The sequence below is a fragment of the Costertonia aggregata genome, assembly GCF_013402795.1.
Taxonomy (GTDB): Bacteria; Bacteroidota; Bacteroidia; order Flavobacteriales; family Flavobacteriaceae; genus Costertonia; species Costertonia aggregata.
Map to the genome: position 1 here is coordinate 2,250,722 of NZ_CP058595.1, position 20,670 is coordinate 2,271,391.

Here is a 20,670-nt window from a genome sequence, read left to right on the forward strand (position 1 = left end):
ATTTCCAAAGTACAAAATTTTAATTTGAAGAAATCCATATATCACACGAAATGATGATGGACTATTTATGACCGATTAAAAATAATAGTCGAAACCCAAAAAAAGAATCACAAAGAGCTATTTTAAAGAAATGACCCAGTATATGAAGAAATATATATCAATCGTATTGATACTTTCACTTTTTGGATGCGCCACTTACAAGGATAAATACCAAGATGTTTCCCATGCAACAGATGTGCCCACATCCAAAAAAATATCACATACATTTTATCTTATTGGCGATGCAGGGCTTTCGCCTATAGGAGGAATGAACCCCGCTTTAAAGATATTCAAAGACCGATTGGATTTGGCCGACGAGAATAGCACTGCCATTTTTTTGGGCGACAATATCTATCCGGCAGGTTTGCCAGACCCTAAAGACTCTACAATAGCATACCGGGAAGCAAAGAACCACTTAGACGCGCAGCTGAGCACCCTCCAAAATTTTAAGGGCAAGCCACTCTTTATCCCAGGGAACCATGACTGGTATACCGAGGGATTGGTAGGTCTGAAAAGAGAGCAAAAGTACATTCAAGAAAAGTTGGGCAGCAAAGAGGTCTTTTTCCCTGAGGACGGTTGCCCCATAAAGGTCATTGATGTAAATGAGGATGTGGTCATAGTTGCTTTGGATACGGAATGGTACCTTACCAATTGGGACAAAAGACCGGATATTAACGATAAGTGTGATATTAAAAGTAGGCAAAAGTTTTTATTGGAACTAGAAGACGTAATCAAGGACAATAGGCAACGTACCACGGTTATTGCCATGCACCACCCAATGACAAGTTATGGCCCCCATGGCGGTCAATTTTCATTCAAAAAACAGTTTTATCCCAAGAAAATGGCTATTCCGGTACCGGTTCTTGGCACTTTTATCAACGTTTTGAGGAGAACCTCAGGAGCTTCAATTGAAGACTTGCAAAATAAAAGATATAGGGATTTACGTAACAAAGTAACTACATTGGCACAGTTTTCCGAAAAGGTAATTTTCACTTCGGGCCACGAACATACGCTTCAATATATCTTGGAAAACAATACACCACAGATTGTGAGCGGTTCCGGAGCAAAAAAGGGAGCGACCCGATTATTGAACGGATCTAAGTTTTCCACAGGAAAAATGGGGTACGCTACCTTGGAAGTCTATACCGATGGCTCTTCCAAAGTGAGATTTTATGGGGTAGGTAAAGACGAAAAAGAGGATTTTTTGTTCACTACGGATGTTTTGCCGCCAAATCGTAAACCGTTTGCCCAAAAATACGACAATGATTTTCCCGCCACTGTTGAAGCATCGGTCTATACCGAAGAAGAAATTGATAAAAGCGGTTTTTTCAAGGCCATTTGGGGAGAGCGCTATCGCAAATATTATGCAACGAAGGTTACGGCACCAACGGTTCGTTTAGATACACTTTTTGGAGGATTGATACCTGTAAAAAAAGGTGGGGGGCATCAATCCAAATCTTTGAGATTGCGTGACAAAAAGGGGAAGGAATATGTAATGCGTGCATTGCGTAAAAGCGCGGAACTGTATTTACAGTCCATGGCTTTTCAAGATCAATATGTTTTGGACGACCTAAAGGAAACCTATACCCAGGAATTACTAGAGGATTTTTATACGGGATCACACCCCTATGCGCCATTCACAATTGGAAAACTTTCTGATGCTGTTGGTATTTATCATACAAATCCGGTATTGTACTATGTGCCGAAGCAATCGGCTTTACAGGATTATAATGATGTGTTTGGTAATGAACTGTATATGATAGAAGAACATGCAGGGGATGGTCATGGCGATTTGGAAAGTTTTGGTTTTTCCGATGAACTAAAAAGCACAGATAGTATGTTAGAAGACCTTAGGGACGATGAAAAGTACGAAGTAGATACCGATCTCTACATAAGGGCACGACTTTTTGATATGGCGATTGGCGATTGGGACAGGCACGTAGATCAATGGCGATGGGCAGAGTTTAAGGATAAGGAACGTAAGAAAACCATTTACAGGCCCGTACCACGTGATCGCGACCAGGTTTTCTCGATTATGGGCGATGGTGTCTTAATGAAAATCGCCACACGAATAATTCCCGGGCTACGCCTTATGGAAGGTTTTACCAAGGAGATAAGAAGTGTCAAGGGGTTTAATTCATCACCCAAGACCTATGTGTTAGATATGGCCTTGTTGGCAGAAACTACCGAGGGGGATTGGATAGCCCAAGCTACCTTTTTAAAGGAAAATTTGACCGATGCAAAAATCAGGGAAGCCTTTTTGGCTTTTCCTGAAGAGGTAAGGGACAAAACAGTTTCCAATATTCGTAAAATACTTTTGTCGCGTATTAACGATATTGATAAAACGGCACGGGAATATTATAGGATATTGAACAAATATGCCGTGGTGACAGGAACCGATAAGGATGACTGGTTTGAGATTCAACGATTGAGCAATGATGATATCCAAATAAAAGGATACCGTAACATAGGTGGTAAAAAAGAGAAACTGTTTTTTGATAAAGTGTTCAACAGTAACGTCACCCAAGAAATCTGGGTATATGGCTTAGACGACGATGATATATTCGAAGTCGAAAATGAGCCAAATTTTGGTGGAATCAAAGTAAGATTGATAGGAGGACAAAACAATGATATTTATGAAGTAAAAAACGGAAAGCGAATAGCGATTTACGATCAAAAAAGTAAAAAGAACACAATAAAGCGGTCAGCTGGCGCCAAAGTGAAATTAATTGACGATTATACGGTAAATACGTACCAACCCTTAAATATTAGGAGCAGTACCAACCAAACTATACCAACAATTGGCTTTAACCCTGATGACGGAGTTAAAATCGGTTTTTCAAACACCTATACTTATAACGGTTTTAGACAAAATCCTTTTACCCAGCAACATACATTTAACGCATCGTATTATTTTGCTACTAACGGATTTGATGTGGGTTATAATGGAGAATTTGCCAACCTTTTCGAGAATTGGAACCTAGCTCTTGACGGCCGTTTCACCAGCCCTAATTTTGCCATCAACTTCTTTGGTTTTGGGAACAATACGGTTAATTTGGACGACGAGCTGGATTTTGACTTCAATAGAGTCAGGATTCAAACTATAAAATTGGCCCCATCGTTGGTGTGGAGGGGTCAGTTGGGCGCTAAATTCAAAATAGGAGCCTCTTATGAATCCATAGAAGTAGAGGAGACCGAAGACAGGTTTATCAATACATTTTATCAAGAAAACGGGCAAGAGACCCAAAATGATTTTGTTGGGGTACACGGGGAATACAGTTATGAGAACAGGGACAACGAAGCTTTCCCGACCATGGGTATGGCTACTTCGTTGCAAGTAGGCTATAAAGACAATATAAATGAAGAGGGGCAAAACTTTGGCTACATCATCCCGAGCCTATCGTTTGATTACAAACTGGTGCCCAATGGCAGACTTGTACTGGCTACTAAGTGGAAAGCCCATTTTAACATAGGTGATGGTTTTGAATTTTTTCAAGGTGCCAGTATCGGCGGTTTTGATGGGCTCAGGGGTTTCAGGAACCAACGTTTTACGGGAAAAACGGCATACTATCAAAATACTGATGTTAGATTTAGCCTGCGTAAAATGAGAACCAGTATTTTACCTACTTCTTTGGGTATGTTCGCAAGCTTTGATTATGGTCGGGTTTGGTTCCCTAACATAAGTTCGGGTCAATGGCACAATTCGTATGGTGGTGGTTTTTTCCTTAATGCCGCAGATGTTATGTCCATAAACCTGGCATTGTTCAACAGTGAGGATGGGCCTCGGTTTACGTTTGGTTTAGGATTTGGGTTTTAAGGGCATGAATATTTCTGCCTTCCATTCCAGTTCGTTACTGCTTAGACCGGGGTTGTTGTAAAATATTTCCAAGGGTTTCTCTACCGTTTCTAGTCCTTCATTTTTAGCATATTGCTGCAAAGCGTACCATGCCCTATCCGAAGATATGTAGTTGCCGTTATATATGGCCTTTACTGCTTTGGAAGATTTTATTTCTTTGAACTGTATGATAGAATTTTGCGGGATAGTATCGGGTTTAATGACAGGAAAGCAAAAGTTGTAGTAAATACTGTCCGTGGCGACGTCCCATTTTGTAATTTCCACTAGGGGATTACCATCTAATTCAATATTTTTACCCGCTAGGTAACCACTCAACAAGGAGTAGTTCTTCATCATGCCAGAGGCTTTTTGGAGTTGCGTACCCTTTAAAGGAACGTATGCACAAAACTTAGGGGCAATATTTTCCTCGCCTACCACCGTAACCTTGAAATCACCTAAATGGTCAATTATGGTGCGGGATAGGTCTTTCACGGTCTTGATGCAGTTTTCTTCAAATGGTGTGTCGGCAAACGGAATGGTAAGCTTATTCTGAAAACTATTCTCTTTATCCTTAATGAAAACTTTTATTTTGGAAACAGTATCGTTTAATTGAACGATTTCAAAATCATAATGATGAATCGAGTCCCCAAATTTGATTCGTTGCGATATCGTATGAATATCTTTTTGTTGTACGGTCGTGATATTATCCGATGATACGGCCCAAGTTTTTATCGTCTGATTTATGGTTCCCGGTAAAGCTTTCACTTTAAAAGTTACTAAATAATCAAAGGGTTTGATAAAAAGATACCAAATACTACCGGCCAAAATAATAAACCCGAATAGGAGTGCTATTTTTTTCTTCATTCCATTAATTTGAGACTACGGGAGTATCCGAATGGGTCATATTTAGTTTTTTCATGACAAACTTACCCAGTTTTCTACCTTGTTCAACACCTACTTCGACCGCGGCCCTATAATGTATGCCACCATACATACGGCTTATGGCTGCCTCATCAGCAGCAGCGTTAAAAGAAGAAAACGACCTGATGGGTAAACCATAAGGTACTTCGGTATCATCATCAAACGAAAAATTGTCGCCAAAAATATCCGTTAGGGCTATGGCAGCAGCACCTGAGACAACACTATGGCCACTTGTATATTCAGGAAAGGGCGGTGTTTGCAGTACTGGTTTCCAACTATCGTCAATATGCTCGTTTATAAGGGTTTCGGGCCTAATAAGGTTGCTTCTGTATTTTTCGTCCCAACAGCTAATGAAGGCATCTGCAATGGCGATGGATGTTTTTGTGTAGGCGTACAAAGTTTTGTCGAAATCGGCATTGGTTTTTTTACTGGCAATTTTGGCGATACCGATCCAATGCGCTCCTGGTGTTATCTTTTTTGTAGCAAACATAAGATGCCCCCGTGTTACCGAGACATAGGGATTGCAATCCCAAAATTGGGCTATTTTTATTTCTTCGGAATCATCACCTTTTGCCGTAATCTCATTGCTTATGTCGTAAACCTCTTTCAATTCTTTATAAAAATCGGAGTCTTCCTCCATTGAAAATGGAGGAGGGGGAACGGGTTTGAATTGTTCCGAGGAGTCAATGACAAAAGGACGTATTTTACTCCAGTGCGGTTCTATACCATCCATATATGCCGGTGGGGTGGGTTGCCATCTTTCAGGGTTATCACTATCAACGGTAAATTTGGGCATGGTACGGGTTTGGGCATAGTTATCCTTGTTCATCCAGGCTGCTACATGTTCGGCCACTTGTAAACCGTAGGTCTTAGAGGATTCAAAAACAGAAGTATTTTGGTTTTGCCAAGTAGTGTACAAACTATCTCTCAAGACGTCCATTTTTTCCTCTGAAAAAATCAATTTTTTGCTCAGATCCATATGTGCGATCAATGCAGCCAATTGATAATTTATGGAATCCTTGGGGCTAGGTTCGGGTATTGGTTCCAAACCGTTTACTTGCCCTGCCAAGGAAACGTAATCACTGTTATGTAATGCTACGATTTCGTATGCAGCTATATTGGGATACGCAAAAATACGGCTTGCAACGGGCGGTGAGAATATATCGTGTATCATAATATTCGTAACCGCATCGACAGCATTATGCAAGTCCTGGTCTGTCACGGCTATTGATCCCGATTTTTCATTACAGGAAACAAAGGCCATAAAAAGAACACCCAAAAGCACTATTTTCATTTTCATCTTACTACTTCAAAATTATTGTCTTAGCTCGTATACATGAGCTTTATCATTATTAAACGTTACCAGTAAATAGGGTTGGTTTTTTAGGTAGATAATATTTAAATGCCGTACGGATTTTTGCGTAAGGTCTAAACCTAAACGGTTTCCCAAAATTACACTTTTTTCGTTTTTTATCAGCGCTCCGGGAAAAGAATCGAACCTGCCATGGTACGGCTTTACACCAAAATAGTTTCCAGCGGCCAAAACCTCTTCTTCACCATCTGCATCAAAATCAAAAGATACAAACGATAGTATGGGGGAAACCTGTAATGCTGTTTGAAACGGAATAAATACAAAATCACCATCGTTATTTTTCAAATACCCTGATCTGAGTTCGTTTATTTCAAATATTTTAGCCCTTTTCAATACATCCTTATCAAATATCTCTTCTACGGTCTTACCAGCAAGGCTACTGTATGAAGTGAATTTTTTACGAAGGCTTACCATTTGACCTGAAAGGCCGTCCAGACCCTCCAAGGGATAATATTCGCCATTTTTTCTGATGGCGGTAATGGTTTCGGTTTGTCCGTTTTTATCAAAATCCCCATAGTACATTTTTACAGGGGCATCCGAAGATATACTGAATTTGTTGTTTACACCCCAATTGCCCAAAAGGTAATCTGTATCACCGTCGCCATCAATATCAAAAGGCAGGATACTTTGCCAAAGTCCTGCCAAAGATTCATCAATAGTGGGAGTAGGGGTAAGTTTGCCATTATTGTTCTTATAAAATATCGGTTGCATCCATTCACCAACGATGATTAGATCTGTTGTGCCGTCACCATCAAAATCATCCCAAACGGCATCGGTCACCATTCCGGATTCCGTAATTTCAATTGCGGAGAATTCCCCGTTTTTATTTTCCAACAGATAGGATTTGGGAATTTTCCCAAAGTCGTTGGATACGGACTGGTTACCGACGAACACATCTACATCGCCATCCCCGTCATAGTCATATGGCTTTACAACAGAAGTGTTTTCGAAGTAATCGGGCAATTTTGCATCTACGAACAACGAATCTTTTTGCTTGTAATAACTGTTTAACAATGGCTTCATTTTGTTGTAAAAATCAGCTCCGCCAGAGCCTATCATCAGGTCATTTTTCCCATCATTGTTGAAATCGGCTATTGTGGCGGTCACATCTTCTTTAATTGAGTCTTTGCTTATCTGAGGAATTAGTTTGGGGATATAAACAGAATCGGTTTGTATATACACCTTTGAGGGCATGAATTTTGAACCACCAAAGAATATATCTTCCTTGCCGTCATTGTCTAAATCTTTAACGGCTACTGCGGGCCCTCTATCCGATATTTGATAAGGGATGAGTTTTTGTCGGTTGAAATCGGTATAATTATCTTCTGTATGCGTAAAATCTATGCCAAGATTAGTGTCTATCTTATTGAAAATCACCTTGGTTTTTGGCCGTATTGAAGCGTAATCAAATACTTTGGTATTTTTTGGTTTTATGGTAAGTGTCCGGTTTGCTTTTATGTTTTTCACCATTTGATAGGTGCCATTGGGCCAAATGACCTTCACCGAATCCACTACATCCGTTTTACCATAACCAAAATGTAGTATAGGTTGGGAAGAGGCTTGAAATCCCCTTACCGTGTACAGCTCTTTATATTGCTGTTTGCCTTGGTGGTACGAGAACACTTTAGTGCCAATACCCAAAATATTATCTTTTTTATACTCAAATTTCAACTTCAGGTAGTTTGCCTTTTCATTGGTCTTGTTGATATATATTTTGGCGGGACTGTTGATATTACTCGTCACCAAATCTAAATCCCCATCGTTATCGAGATCTCCCCAAGCCGTTGCTCCGGTTGCCAAAGTGTCTTTGACAATCCAATCTTTGGATTTGTTTATAAATTTTAAATCGTTTGCTCCCTTAAAAATATAGTTATGCGTTCTGCCACTGGGCATTAGATCCAACGCCTGTTGATCTACCAGTTTGGTATTGTTTATTTTGTTTTTTATTTGATCGTTCGAAGTGAAATTTATAAAATCCAGGTTATTGGGGCGTTTGGGAATTCCGTTTGAAATGAACAGATCCTGAAGTCCATCTTGGTCATAATCCCCAAAAAGGGAACTCCAGCTCCAGTCGGTAGCGGCTATACCGCTAAGTAAAGCGGTTTCCATATAATTACCATCGGGCTGGTTGATATATAGCATATTTCTGGTAAATTGGTAATGGTACCCGTAATTTTGTATTCTTAGTTTTTGTGTTTGTATGTTGTCGTCCCCTTCCGAGGATTTTAGAACCATTTCATCCTCTGGAAGCATATCCAAAGAAATCAAATCGGGCAAACCATCTTGATTGATGTCGGCTACGTCATTCCCCATAGAAAATCTACTGGTGTGTCCAAAGTGTTTTTTAAGGCTTTCGGTAAATGTTCCGTTTTTGTTGTTTAGATAGTAGTAGTCATCTTCATGAAAATCGTTGCCTACATAAATATCGGGCCAACCGTCTTGATTAAAATCTGAAACTGCAATGCCCAAGCCATAGCCGTTTATGCCTCCAAATATGCCTGCCATTTCACTGACATCGGTGAATTTCCCATTATCGTTTCTGAGTAGTTTATCACCGGTCTGATAATTTCGTTTTAACCGTAAATCAGCTTTTCCGTAAGATTCTTGGGTGTGTACGGCATGGTTTAGAAGGTATATGTCCAAATCGCCATCCTTATCATAATCCAAAAAAGCGGCAGAAGAACTATAAGAGTCAAAATCAAGCCCATATTTGGCAGCACTCTCGGTAAAAGTAACCTGCCCCGAACTTTTTGAAAGGCCATTGTTGATAAAAAGTTCGTTATGACCGTTGAACCCATTGATGCCTACCACGGCACACACGTAAATATCCAAAAGGCCATCACCATTTACATCGCCCATGACCGTACCCGTATTCCATGTGCTATTTCCTGAGACCCCTGCAAAATCTGTTATGTCCTCAAATTGCAGGTTTCCTTTATTTAGGTAAAGCTTGTTTTTTTCTTGGTTCCCCGAAAAGTAGATATCGGGCAAGTTGTCGTTGTTTATGTCGCCAATGGCAACCCCACCACCGTTATAAAAATACAGATAATCCAAAATGTTGAGGTCATCGGTTTCGGTAAGATTATTTGCAAAAGTAATTCCCGTTTCATCGGGAGGTGGATTTTTGAAAAGTGTGCCTTCATCGTTGCAACCAAAGCATATGAGCACTGCCAGCATGTATACAATGTGCTTATTCATTCAGTGTAAAAACCTTTGGTTCATTATCGTTTATCGCGGCGATCAAAAATGTGTTTCCCTTTTTATCCTTGAATTGTTTTAAGTGTTTTACCTCTTCCCGGATAAAAAAGCCACTCGTATTGTAATCTTGCCACTCGAAATTAAGCTTGCCATCGCCGAGAAGAACGTTCCCGTAACTGGCATCGAGCCTTGAGTACTGTGGTTTGAACTCAAAATTGTTACCGGCCATTATCAAGTCCAAATGCCCATCGTTATTGATGTCGGTACAGCTAATCCCGCAAACACAGGAAAGCTGTACTCTGCTTGGCAGTTTTTTGATGGTAAACTTGCCACCGCCTTCGTTTATGGCGATTACAGATTCGGATATTGCTGCAGTCTTTACTATGGATTTTTCAAAAACTTCTTTCTCAAAAAGTTCCTCTATGGTTCTTTTCGCATAATCCGATGCCTTCAAATTTTCCTTTTTTAACTTGACCATTTGTTCGGTAAGTTCTTTTTTCTGATGTAATGGATAATCCTTACCATTGAAATTTTGTGTAACTATTTGTTCCAAAGTACCATTATTGTCAAAATCGTTGATCCACATTTTCATGGGATTTTCGCCGGTAGGTTTGTAGTGAAGGTTACTACCTTGATTTCCCAGAACTAAGTCTTGATCACCGTCTTTGTCCAAATCCGCGAATTCAACGACGTTCCACCAACCGTACAAGCTATCCAACGTAGTGGTTGATTTTGATAACCTTCTGCCAGAGTTTTTATAGATATTGGGAATTCCCCAGTCCGATACAGTTACAAGGTCTTTTTTATCGTCCCCATCCATATCTACCCAAATGGCGCTGGTTATCATTCCTGCATCTTTGGTGTCATATGCCAAACGTTCCGTCGCATCGGTAAATGTACCATCACCGTTATTTTCTAAAAATAGATGATTTGGGTCTACACCATAAGTGCCTACTACGCTCCTAGATCCTATGAATACGTCTATGTCCCCATCGTTATCAAAGTCGTTGGGTGCTATGACCGCTATGTTTTTGAAGGTGGAAGGGAGGTTTTGACCGGACTTTGAAAAATTCCCCTTACCATTGTTCAAATACAACCGGGTCCTGTACGAACTCTGCTGTTCTATTTCATTACCACCACTGCCGACCAATAAGTCTTGGTCACCGTCATTATCAACATCAAAAAATGCTGCGGCCGTGTCTTCAAAATTGGCATCATCTTGAAAAGCTTTTTGAGACTTTTGGCCTAGAATACCAGAATTTTCGTGAAATAGCACAGAGGCCGATTGCCCCTTTGCACCCCCTATAAAAACATCTTCATTACCATCGTTGTCAACGTCGGCAACCGCTAGTGCCGGACCTTCTTGAGACAGTAGCTTGTAAATTAACCCCTCGTAATCAAAATCGTTGTAATTGTTTTCTTCGTGACGATAGTTTAGCGGACTGTTTATCTGCGTCAACAAAGTTTTTGTTAGAGGAGTTTTGGGATAGGAAAAAGTTTTTGTTGCATCGGTATGTTTAAGATGCAGAAATTGGTTCGCTTCCACTTTTTTCAAAAGTTGTGTCCTGTCATCAGGCCAAACTACACGAAGGGAGTCTATGGTTTTTGTATCTCCTAGACCAATGGTCATGACATAGTCCATTGAGGATTGAAACCCTCTTGAGGGCATCAACTCTTGAACTACTCTTGCGTTATCGTAATATAGCCAAACCTTTGTACCTATGGCGAACTTATTTTTTTCGGTACCTTCAAAATCTATTTTGATGTAGTTGTGGTCAGTTTGCTTTTCAGCATTGTTTTGATAAACAAAGGACTGCATGTTTACGTTGTTTACCACTAAATCCAGGTCCCCGTCATTGTCCAAGTCCCCGTATGCAGCACCATTGGAGAGACTCGGAATTTGTAAGCCCCACTCTTTGCTGGCGTTTTTGAAGGTAATATCACCGTTATTTTTGTAAGCATAATTAGGTTGGGGCTTTATGGGCATTTTATTTATGATAGAGTCAATGGATTCTTTTTTTCCCGTAAGTGCCATTTTTTGAATGATTTCATTGGCGAAGAAATCTACGAAATCTATATCGGTAAGGTCATGGTTTACGCCATTGGTAATATAAATATCGCGCAGACCGTCATTGTCCATATCAAAAAGTAGGCCTGCCCAGCTCCAATCCGTAGCATCTACACCGCTGTAATAGGCTACCTCTGAAAATGTACCGTTACCGTTGTTCAATTGAAGTGTATTCTGTATATATTGTTGATAAAAGTCTTTGCTCTGCTTTAATTTGAAAACGTTGTAGCCTTCAAAGGTCATTACGGATTTTACCCTTTCATCTGGCTCGGGAAGCATATCGGTAATGAATATATCAGTATTTCCATCATTGTTGATATCGGCCATATCTATCCCCATGGCCGACAAACTCAAATGGGAGGTCCATTTTTTGATTTCTTCCGAAAACGTACCATCTTGATTGTTTATGTATAGATAATCCCTTTCATAAAAGTCATTGGAAACATAGATATCGGGATACAGGTCATTGTTTATATCGGTCACCATTACGCCCAATCCAAAACCGATTAAACTGCCATAAATACCAGCGTCCTCGCTTACGTCAACAAATTTCCCATCATCATTGCGTAAAAGCATATCGCCAACGCCTTTGAAAATATCGGGTACGCCTTCCCAATCCTGGGCACGTACGTCCCTTTGTTCCGCATAGCCCAAACTACTTACCGGAATATTACTGTTGTTTAAGATGTACGCATCCAAATCCCCGTCCTTATCATAATCAAAGAAAGTTGCGTGAGTGGAAAAACCCGTTTTGGCAAGGTTGAACTCTTCGGATTTTTCGGTAAATGTAAGGTCCCCATTGTTTATGTACAGGTCATTGTCGTGATTGTTGCCCTCCATATTACCGGCATTGCTCACATAAATATCCAGAAGGCCATCTGCATTTATGTCGGCCATGACCACCCCGGTAGACCAAGGTTTGTTGCCTTCAACATTGGCGGTCTTTGAGATGTCCTCAAATACAAAATTGCCTTTGTTCAAGTACAGTTTGTTGGGTTCCATATTTCCCGTGAGATAAATATCGGCCAAACCATCGTTATTGATATCGCCAATGGCCACCCCGCCACCATTATAAAAATTACGGTATTTGAAAATATTGAAGTTTTTCTGATTTTCTACTTTGTTTATAAAATCTATGCCCGTTTCCTCGGGGGAAAGCAATGTAAATAATGTATTGTCATTACCAAAATCTTCTTTGGTGTCGCTATCGTTTGATTTACAGGATGATAGTAACGCTAAGAAAAAAAGAAAACAGCATATTTTATTTGAAACAACACTCTTCATAGCCTTTTATTGATTTTCATCACAAAGAAAAATAGGGGAACCGTTATTTATGGCAATAACAAAACAATTGCGCTCTCCCGCATGTATTCTTTGTATATCTCTTGCAGGCCCTGGAACATCTATTTTAAGTGTGTTGTCCCAATAAAACCTACCTTTTTTATCATTTTGCAAAATTACGCCTTGTAGCGCATCCATCCTACCCAACTGGGTGTTAATTTCATAATTGTTACCGACCAGTAACAGGTCTGTAAAGCCATCTTTGTTAAAATCTTCCAAAGCGATATCCTGTATTGTGGACGACTGGGAATACATAGGAAGCATTATGGGTGTGAAAACACCATCGCCTTGATTTTCAAAATATGTGGAAGCCAATGAATAGACTTCTTTTTTTTCTGCGGTTCGTAGATTTTTTTGCCCAAAAAGCTCATGAATATCCGCCTTTGCAAATTCCCCATACGAAAGAAACTTTTTGTTTAGGTACGGGAGCTGTCCCGTTAGCTCGTCTTTTGAGGCAAAGGTAGTTTCCTTTCCTTTATAGTAATAGGTTACAAGGGTTTCAATGGCATTGTTTTGGTCAAAATCCTTTCTATATAAACTAAGCGGTTCGTGGGGAGAGGCTTTTAGCTTGCTATTGAGTCCAAAATTGCCTGCTACGATATCCAAGTCCCCATCTTTATCAAAATCTGAAATTGTAAGCGTATTCCACAGACCATGAGATTTTTCCAATCCGTTTTTAGACTGTAACACCAATCGCTTACCGGTATTGTAAAAAATGGATAGAGGCATCCAGTGCCCGACGACAATTAGATCTTTATATCCATTATCATCGATATCCTGCCAAACAAAGTCTTTTACATTGCCCAGAGATCGGAAATCTGGGGCAAACCCAATCGTAACGTCCTTAAAGTTGCCTTTACCATCGTTTTTTAAAATATATTGTACGGGAGTTGCGCCAAATTCCGCAGGTACGGCATCCGAAGTGATGGTAATATCAAAATCGCCATCATTATCAATGTCGCTCGCATCTACCTTGGATGCGTTTATCTGCAGATTTTTAAATTGAATGGAATCTTTGGCCAAAACACCTTTTCTGTTGATATAAAGGCGAGGTATTAACGGTTTGCCGTTTTTATATTCATTGCCACCACTGACTACCAGTAAATCTTGCCAGCCATCGTTGTTCGCATCAAAAAACACCTGCGACACATCTTCACTTTTTGAGTCGTTTTCAAATATGGTATCCAGTGATTTGTTAAATCTTCCTAGACTATCCTGAAGAAAAAATGCTGATGCCTGATTTTTAGCTCCAGCTATGAATATATCCGTCTTTCCATTCTTGTCAACGTCGGCTACTGCAATTGATGGTCCTTCATTTGTGGTTGCGTAAGGGGTCAATGGGTTTCTATAAAACTCCAGCGAAGCCTTGTCCTTATGTGAAAAATTCAGTAAAGTTCCTGCATTTATGTATGTGTTTGTTTTAATCGGATTTTTACTTTTGTTTTTGCGAAGTTTGGCATCTTTTGTGTGAAGGTCTATCGACTTGTTCACTTCAATATCTTTCAATTTTTGTGAATACCCATTGGGCCATACCACAATAAGCGAGTCTATTTTCTTTGCCTGCCCCAGTCCTATCGTTTTATCCGGTGAAATGGAAGATAAGTAACCCCTAGTGTTGTAATTTTCTTCAAATATGTATTTTCCAGAAGCATATATATGTAGTTTTGCACCAATGCCCAAAGGGTTTTTCTCTTCTCCGTGTAAATAGATTTTTATGTAGTTATTTGAAACCGTCGCTTTATTCTCCAATACAAACGCATGGTCATCAACATTATTGACGACTATATCCAAATCACCATCATTGTCCAAATCAGCATATATACTACCATTACTAAATGAAGGTTCTGAAGTCACCCATTTGTCACTCACGTTTTCATACTTTAGGTTTCCGAGATTTTTAAATAAGTAATTGGGTACTTTAATTTGGGGTATTTTATCTATCAGTTTCATGTCCATTTTTGACATGCCCTCGTCGATACTCTTCTGTATGGCATCATTAGAGATGAATTTTACAAAATCCATATCATTTGTAGCGCCTTTTATACCGTTGGTGATAAAAATATCTTTAAGGCCATCGTTGTCAAAATCCGCTAGGAGCGGTGACCAAGACCATTCTGTAGCAGAGATACCGGATAAATGACCTATTTCTGAAAATCTAGAATTCCCTAAGTTTAGTTGAAGTGTGTTTTGGATGTATTGCCGGGCATAGCCATTTTTTATATAATTTTCATAGGTAGAGTAACTAAAATCCGAACCTGAGGACTTATAGGTTTCCAAATCTTCGGGCAACATATCAACAGACAGTATATCTACTAGGCCATCGTTGTTGATGTCCGCAATATCATTTCCCATTGAAAAATGTGAGGTGTGTCCTATTTTGTGAGGCTCCGAAGTAATCATTTCCTTGAAAGTCCCGTTTTTTTGGTTGATGTATAGATAGTCATTCTCAAAAAAATCATTTCCGATATAAATATCCGGATAATTGTCGCCGTTGAGGTCACTTACCCCCAACCCAAGGCCGTAGCCTATTTTACCTTGAAAAATCCCGGTTTTTTTTGATACGTCCACAAATTTTTGGTCAATATTTTCGTACAGTCGATCCCCGGACAAAGAATCTATTTTTTTTCTTTTTGACCCTTTCCCATACGCATTGTTTGGATGTACGGAGTGGTTCATTAGATACATGTCCAAATCGCCGTCCAAGTCGTAATCAAGAAAAGCGGCCTGGGTAGACAGACCCGAAAAATCAAGACCGTAAGAAGTTGCATCCTCTTTAAAAACAGGTACTCCATCTTTGTTCGGACCAAGATTTATATACAGGAGATTACGACCTTTTAAAGCTCGATAGCCCGAAGCTTTACACACATATATATCCAAAAGGCCATCATTGTTGATATCTGTATAGGTTACCCCAGTGGACCAACTTCCCAAGTTTTTTATATTGGCAATCTCTGTAATGTCTGTAAAGACCAGATTACCTTTATTTAAATACAGTTTGTCCGCACCACTATTTGACGTAAAATATAAATCTACAAGGTTGTCGTTGTTAAAATCTGCTGCAGCAACACCGGCACCGTTATAGTAGTATAGATAGGTTAGGATATTAAGTTCTGGCGTGCTTTTGAGTGTATTTTTGAAGGTAATATGCGTAACCGATGAGTTTACCTTTTCAAAAAGCGTTTCATCTTTTTCGCCACAACCGATAAGCATCATCGTCGCTAAAAATAGTACTAAATTCCTGTTCATATACCACCCAAAGTAAAAGGCAATTTAAGCAATCTTACAGGAATGACGAAAGGGCGGGAGTTAATATTTATGCTAAAATGGGCGATTTGAACAGCATAAATAAAACAAGCCACATAGTATAGCTAACTTTATACAGGTAGTGAAATTTCCCAGCGGTAATAAAAACTATATATATTGATTTATAATGTTCTCAAATAGTTCCTGTTTGCCGCTTTGCAGTTCTAGCTCGCCATTTTCCTTTGCGATGTTATACAGGTCGTTGAAATTTAATTTGCCCTTTTCAAAATCTTTCCCTTTTCCTGAATCAAAGGAGCTATACCTTTGGGCACGTAATGTTTCATAGGCCGATGAGGATATGATTTTATCCGCAGTCAATAAAGCTCTTGCAAAAACATCGGCACCGCCGATATGGGCATGAAAAACATCTTCCAAATCCGTAGAGTTTCTTCTTATTTTTGCGTCAAAATTAATACCGCCTCCTTGCAGTCCGCCTGCTTTCAGAAAAATCAACATGGCTTCGGTCACTTCCAGGATATTGTTTGGAAACTGGTCTGTATCCCAACCGTTTTGATAATCGCCCCTATTGGCATCTACACTTCCTAGCATGCCATGGGCGGCGGCAATCTCCAGTTCATGTTGCATGGTGTGGCTGGCCAAGGTAGCATGGTTGACCTCTATATTCAATTTGAAATCATCCTGTAGCCCATATTGGTGTAAAAACCCGATTACCGTGGCGCAATCAAAATCATATTGGTGTTTCATGGGTTCCATGGGTTTGGGTTCAATAAAAAAATTACCTTTGAACCCTTGGCTTCTTGCATAATCACGGGCCATTCCCAAAAATTGTCCCATATGATCCAATTCACGTTTCATATCGGTATTCAAGAGAGACATGTAACCTTCCCTGCCTCCCCAGAACACATAATTTTCCCCGTCAAGTTCCATAGTGGCATCAAGCGCAAGTTTTATTTGTCCGCCAGCCCTTGCCAAAACATTAAAGTCCGGATTTGTGGAGGCTCCGTTCATGTATCTAGGATGGGAAAAACAGTTGGCCGTACCCCATAATAGTTTAACACCACTTTCTTTCTTTTTCTCTTTTATAAAATCAACGATTTTCGCCAATCTTTTCTCGGATTCAGAAAATGAGGACGCTTCTTGTACGAGATCAAAATCATGAAAACAAAAATAGTCGAAACCCATTTTTGTGATAAACTCAAAAGCGGCATCGGCCTTTGCCTTTGCTGCATCAATAGGGTCCGATGGCTTGTCCCATTCAAAATTTTGGGTACCGGGTCCAAACGGATCGGCACCTTGACCGCAGAAGGTGTGCCAATAGGCAATGGCAAATTTAAAATGTTCCCGCATGGTTGTACCAGCTACCGTTTGCTCGGGGTTATAGTATTTGAAGGATAATGGATTGTCGGATTCTTTACCTTCAAATTTTATTTCATCTATTCCCTTAAAGTATTCTGTATTACCTATTAAAGCCATTTTTTATTTTTTTAAAAGTTCATCTAATCTGTCCTTCCATCTTGAGTAGGCCGTTTTAAAGCTGTTGCGTTCTTTCAATGGTTTAAATTGCATTATGAAATCGTTATCCATAATCTGTTTTCCAAAAGTTTCAAAGTCACCCAAGTGTAATTGACAAGCCCTTGCGGCCCCAATAGCTCCCGTGGTATTATAAATTTCAATCTCTTGATTAATGAGTGTGGATATGGTAGTCGAAAAAATCTCAGACCTAAAAAGATTGTCATTACCAGCACGAATAACCTTTGGTTGTATACCATCGGATTTCATAACATCTATACCGTAAACAAATGAAAAAGCGATACCTTCTAAAGCGGCCCTACATAAATGAGCCTTGGAATGTATGTTTAAATTGATATTCGACATATGCGTACCCAGATTTTTGTTATCCAAAACCCTTTCTGCTCCGTTTCCAAATGGGTGTATGAGAACGCCGTCCGAACCAACGGGTGCCGAAGCTGCCAGTTGGTTCATTTCTTCATATGACGAAACGTCCAAGTTGTTCAAAAGCCAACGATATTGAATACCGGCACCATTGATGCAAAGGAGTTTGCCAATTCGTATCTGTTTTGTATCGTAGTTGACATGGGCAAAATTGTTGACCCTTGAACTTTCCTTTGCGGAAAGGCTATCGGTTACGGCATACATAACACCCGAGGTGCCACCGGTGGCTGCCACTTCTCCGGGATTAAAAATATTTAAGGATAAGGCGTTGTTAGGCTGATCACCCGCCCTATATAAAATAGGAGTTCCTTCAGTTAAGCCTGATGCCATGGCACCTTCTTTGGAAACTCCCCCTTGGTTTGAAAAAGTAGATACGATATCTGGAATCTTTGATTTGTCCAGTTCATAATGATCCAGCAACCAATCGGCAGTAGTGTTTTTTGTAAAGTCCCAAAGAATCCCTTCTGAAAGCCCGGATAAGGTAGTGCAAATGTTATCGCTGAACTTATAGGCGATATAATCGCCTGGAAGCATAAATTTATAAACCGAGTTATAAATATCGGGTTCGTTTTCTTTGACCCACTTTAACTTTGAGGCAGTAAAATTGGCGGGGGAGTTCAATAAATTTTCTGAACACTTTCTGGTTCCAAGCTCTTTGAATGCCTCTTTCCCGATTTTGACCGCTCTACTATCACACCAAATGATGGAATCCCTTAAAGGATTTCCTTTTTGGTCAACGACTACGAGTCCGTGCATTTGGTAAGAAATGCCAATACCCTTAATAGTTTTTGAATCGATATTGTTTTTTGCAAGCAATAGTTTTGTAGCGTTACAAACGTGAACCCACCAATCATTCGGGTTTTGTTCGGCCCAACCGTTTTTTAAGGATATCATTCCCATTTCATTATCGGGTTGGCTAACAACATCCAAGCTTTTTCCGGTAGCGGTATCTACTAAAGCCACTTTAATCGAGGAACTTCCAATATCATAACCTATGGTGTACATATCAAGCTTTGATTTTGAAAGATATTATTTTTTACGGGGAGGGCAAAAAATAAAAAAGCCGTTCATTACGAACGGCCTTTTAAACACTTAAAAAATTAAAATTTTAATACCCTGGGTTTTGTACCAGATTTGGATTAGAAAGTAGAGCATTTGCAGGAATAGGGAAAAGATTTTTAGAATCATCCCCTACTGCTTCAGGATTTTTAAATTCCCAATCTCTTGTGAACTGTCCGAAACGAATCATATCGTTTCTTCTGGTCATCTCCTTATATAATTCTCTTCCTCTTTCGTCCAACAAATCCTGTTCGGACACTGATCCCAACGGAGCGGCATCCCTTAAAACCCTCAATTCATTGACTAAGGCCGTGGCATCGCCACCACTTCTTAATTGAGCTTCCGCTTTCATTAGATGTGCATCGGAATACCTGAAGATAATCTGATGACTTCTAAAAGAGCCACCATCTGCAGGGTGATATTTAATCGTTCTAATACCCGTTACTTCATTGTTGCCTACCAAGCCAGGAAACTCTTTTGTAAACACCAAGGGATTACCAGGACGGTCTTTCAAAGGAGTACCATCGCCATCATATTGTTGGCCAATCAAGAACCCATATCCTATACCATAATTAGTTTCTGGATCTGCGTTGGTAGCGTCTGGCACCCAGCCTCTTCGCTCCTCTTGTCCATCGCCGATATAATTGCTGTTTGGGTCGCCCTCGAACAAATCATAGAATTCTGCCAATGTGCTAAATCCGTTCCATCCGCCCCCGCCATTGTCAGGAGAATTTATGTTGTAGTGCATACCATTCCATATCCTGTTACCTACACCTGTAGGAATCCACCATATGGTTTCGCTATCAGCATCCTCCTTAAAAATATCAAAATAACCATCTTGCAAAGCATAGCCATCAGCTGCTATTTCATCTACCAAAGATATAACTTCGGCCATATCAGAATTATCGGGAGTAGTGCCTCTGTATACATGAGCGTTCAAAAGAACTTTTGCCAACAAAAAATTACCGGCTGCTTGACTGGCTCTTTTATTGTCTGCAATTTGATCAGGACCTCTTTCAGGTAAATTGGGTATGGCATCTCTTAAATCTTGGATTACAAAATCTAATGCCTCTGTTCTTGTCAATACCCTGGGATTTATACTTGGTCCTTCATCAGGAGCCCTAAATGGCACTTGGCCATAAAGATCCATTATCGTCCACATGGCATAAGCTCTCAGGAATTTGGCATCAGCTAATTCACTGGCCGAAGCACCACTTCGCTCATCAATAATTTCAGAAGCTAGAAAGACAGATGAATTCCAGTCATTCCACGTATCCAAGACATAAGGGTGAGCTGCATCCCAAGTGTGTTGGTGCAACGTACGCCAAATACCATTATCGCCCCAATCCGTGCCACGGGTGGGAACCAATAATTCATCTGTGGTCACCTCGTTCAAAGCATAAACTTTGGTTTGGTCACCAATACGGTTAAAGCCACCATAAACATTGTCCAAGGCGCTTTCTACGTTATCTACACCATTAAATATACCGCCCGAAGCCGTAGATTCATCAATAATGGAGTCAGTTCCTTCAATTTCAAGGTCAGTACACGCTGCAACGAGCAATGCCGCTGCAGCCATACTTAAAAACGATTTGCTTTTTCTTTTATTTATCATAATTC

At 40.0% G+C, this 20,670-nt stretch carries 9 protein-coding genes; 1 reads left to right on the forward strand and 8 read right to left on the reverse strand.

From position 1 onward, the window contains the following. Positions 1 to 142: 142 nt before the first annotated feature. Positions 143 to 3,856: a metallophosphoesterase gene (locus HYG79_RS10355; protein ID WP_228027856.1), complete on the forward strand. Its 3,714-nt coding sequence runs from the start codon at positions 143 to 145 to the stop codon at positions 3,854 to 3,856. Here HYG79_RS10355 and HYG79_RS10360 read toward each other — a convergent pair. From HYG79_RS10360 to HYG79_RS10395, 8 genes are all read right to left on the reverse strand, one after another. After that, positions 3,839 to 4,738, reverse strand: coding sequence for a GyrI-like domain-containing protein (locus HYG79_RS10360; protein ID WP_179242020.1), 900 nt, complete (start codon positions 4,736 to 4,738; stop codon positions 3,839 to 3,841). The two genes, HYG79_RS10355 and HYG79_RS10360, sit on opposite strands and share 18 nt — an antisense overlap. 4 nt (positions 4,739 to 4,742) lie before the next feature. Next, positions 4,743 to 6,089 (reverse strand): vanadium-dependent haloperoxidase, encoded by a 1,347-nt coding sequence (locus tag HYG79_RS10365; protein ID WP_394367021.1) that lies wholly within the window; start codon positions 6,087 to 6,089, stop codon positions 4,743 to 4,745. 21 nt (positions 6,090 to 6,110) lie between these two features. Further along, positions 6,111 to 9,365: a CRTAC1 family protein gene (locus HYG79_RS10370; RefSeq protein ID WP_179242022.1), complete on the reverse strand. Its 3,255-nt coding sequence runs from the start codon at positions 9,363 to 9,365 to the stop codon at positions 6,111 to 6,113. Beyond that, entirely contained in the window at positions 9,358 to 12,717 is a 3,360-nt protein-coding gene (locus HYG79_RS10375; RefSeq protein WP_179242023.1) for a VCBS repeat-containing protein, read from the reverse strand. Before HYG79_RS10375 ends, HYG79_RS10370 begins: the two co-directional genes overlap by 8 nt. Before the next feature lie 6 nt (positions 12,718 to 12,723). Continuing rightward, positions 12,724 to 16,020 carry a VCBS repeat-containing protein gene (locus HYG79_RS10380; RefSeq protein WP_179242024.1) on the reverse strand — a complete coding sequence of 1,099 codons (3,297 nt, stop codon included), beginning with the start codon at positions 16,018 to 16,020 and terminating at the stop codon, positions 12,724 to 12,726. A 165-nt stretch (positions 16,021 to 16,185) separates the two neighbouring features. Further along, complete coding sequence (gene xylA / locus HYG79_RS10385) at positions 16,186 to 17,511, reverse strand: xylose isomerase (RefSeq protein ID WP_179242025.1); 1,326 nt, start codon at positions 17,509 to 17,511, stop codon at positions 16,186 to 16,188. Positions 17,512 to 17,514: 3 nt separating this feature from the next. Further along, positions 17,515 to 18,996 (reverse strand): xylulokinase, encoded by a 1,482-nt coding sequence (locus HYG79_RS10390; protein WP_179242026.1) that lies wholly within the window; start codon positions 18,994 to 18,996, stop codon positions 17,515 to 17,517. A 103-nt stretch (positions 18,997 to 19,099) separates the two neighbouring features. Next, entirely contained in the window at positions 19,100 to 20,665 is a 1,566-nt protein-coding gene (locus HYG79_RS10395) for a RagB/SusD family nutrient uptake outer membrane protein (protein ID WP_179242027.1), read from the reverse strand. Positions 20,666 to 20,670 lie beyond the last annotated feature (5 nt).

Excerpts from the sequence above, each read along its gene's own strand:
- HYG79_RS10375 (WP_179242023.1), bottom strand. The coding sequence starts at position 12,717 with ATGAAGAGTGTTGTTTCAAATAAAATATGCTGTTTTCTTTTTTTCTTA.
- HYG79_RS10370 (WP_179242022.1), bottom strand. The coding sequence starts at position 9,365 with ATGAATAAGCACATTGTATACATGCTGGCAGTGCTCATATGCTTTGGT.
- xylA (WP_179242025.1), bottom strand. The coding sequence starts at position 17,511 with ATGGCTTTAATAGGTAATACAGAATACTTTAAGGGAATAGATGAAATA.
- HYG79_RS10365 (WP_394367021.1), bottom strand. The coding sequence starts at position 6,089 with ATGAAAATAGTGCTTTTGGGTGTTCTTTTTATGGCCTTTGTTTCCTGT.
- HYG79_RS10355 (WP_228027856.1), top strand. The coding sequence starts at position 143 with ATGAAGAAATATATATCAATCGTATTGATACTTTCACTTTTTGGATGC.
- HYG79_RS10380 (WP_179242024.1), bottom strand. The coding sequence starts at position 16,020 with ATGAACAGGAATTTAGTACTATTTTTAGCGACGATGATGCTTATCGGT.
- HYG79_RS10360 (WP_179242020.1), bottom strand. The coding sequence starts at position 4,738 with ATGAAGAAAAAAATAGCACTCCTATTCGGGTTTATTATTTTGGCCGGT.
- HYG79_RS10395 (WP_179242027.1), bottom strand. The coding sequence starts at position 20,665 with ATGATAAATAAAAGAAAAAGCAAATCGTTTTTAAGTATGGCTGCAGCG.
- HYG79_RS10390 (WP_179242026.1), bottom strand. The coding sequence starts at position 18,996 with ATGTACACCATAGGTTATGATATTGGAAGTTCCTCGATTAAAGTGGCT.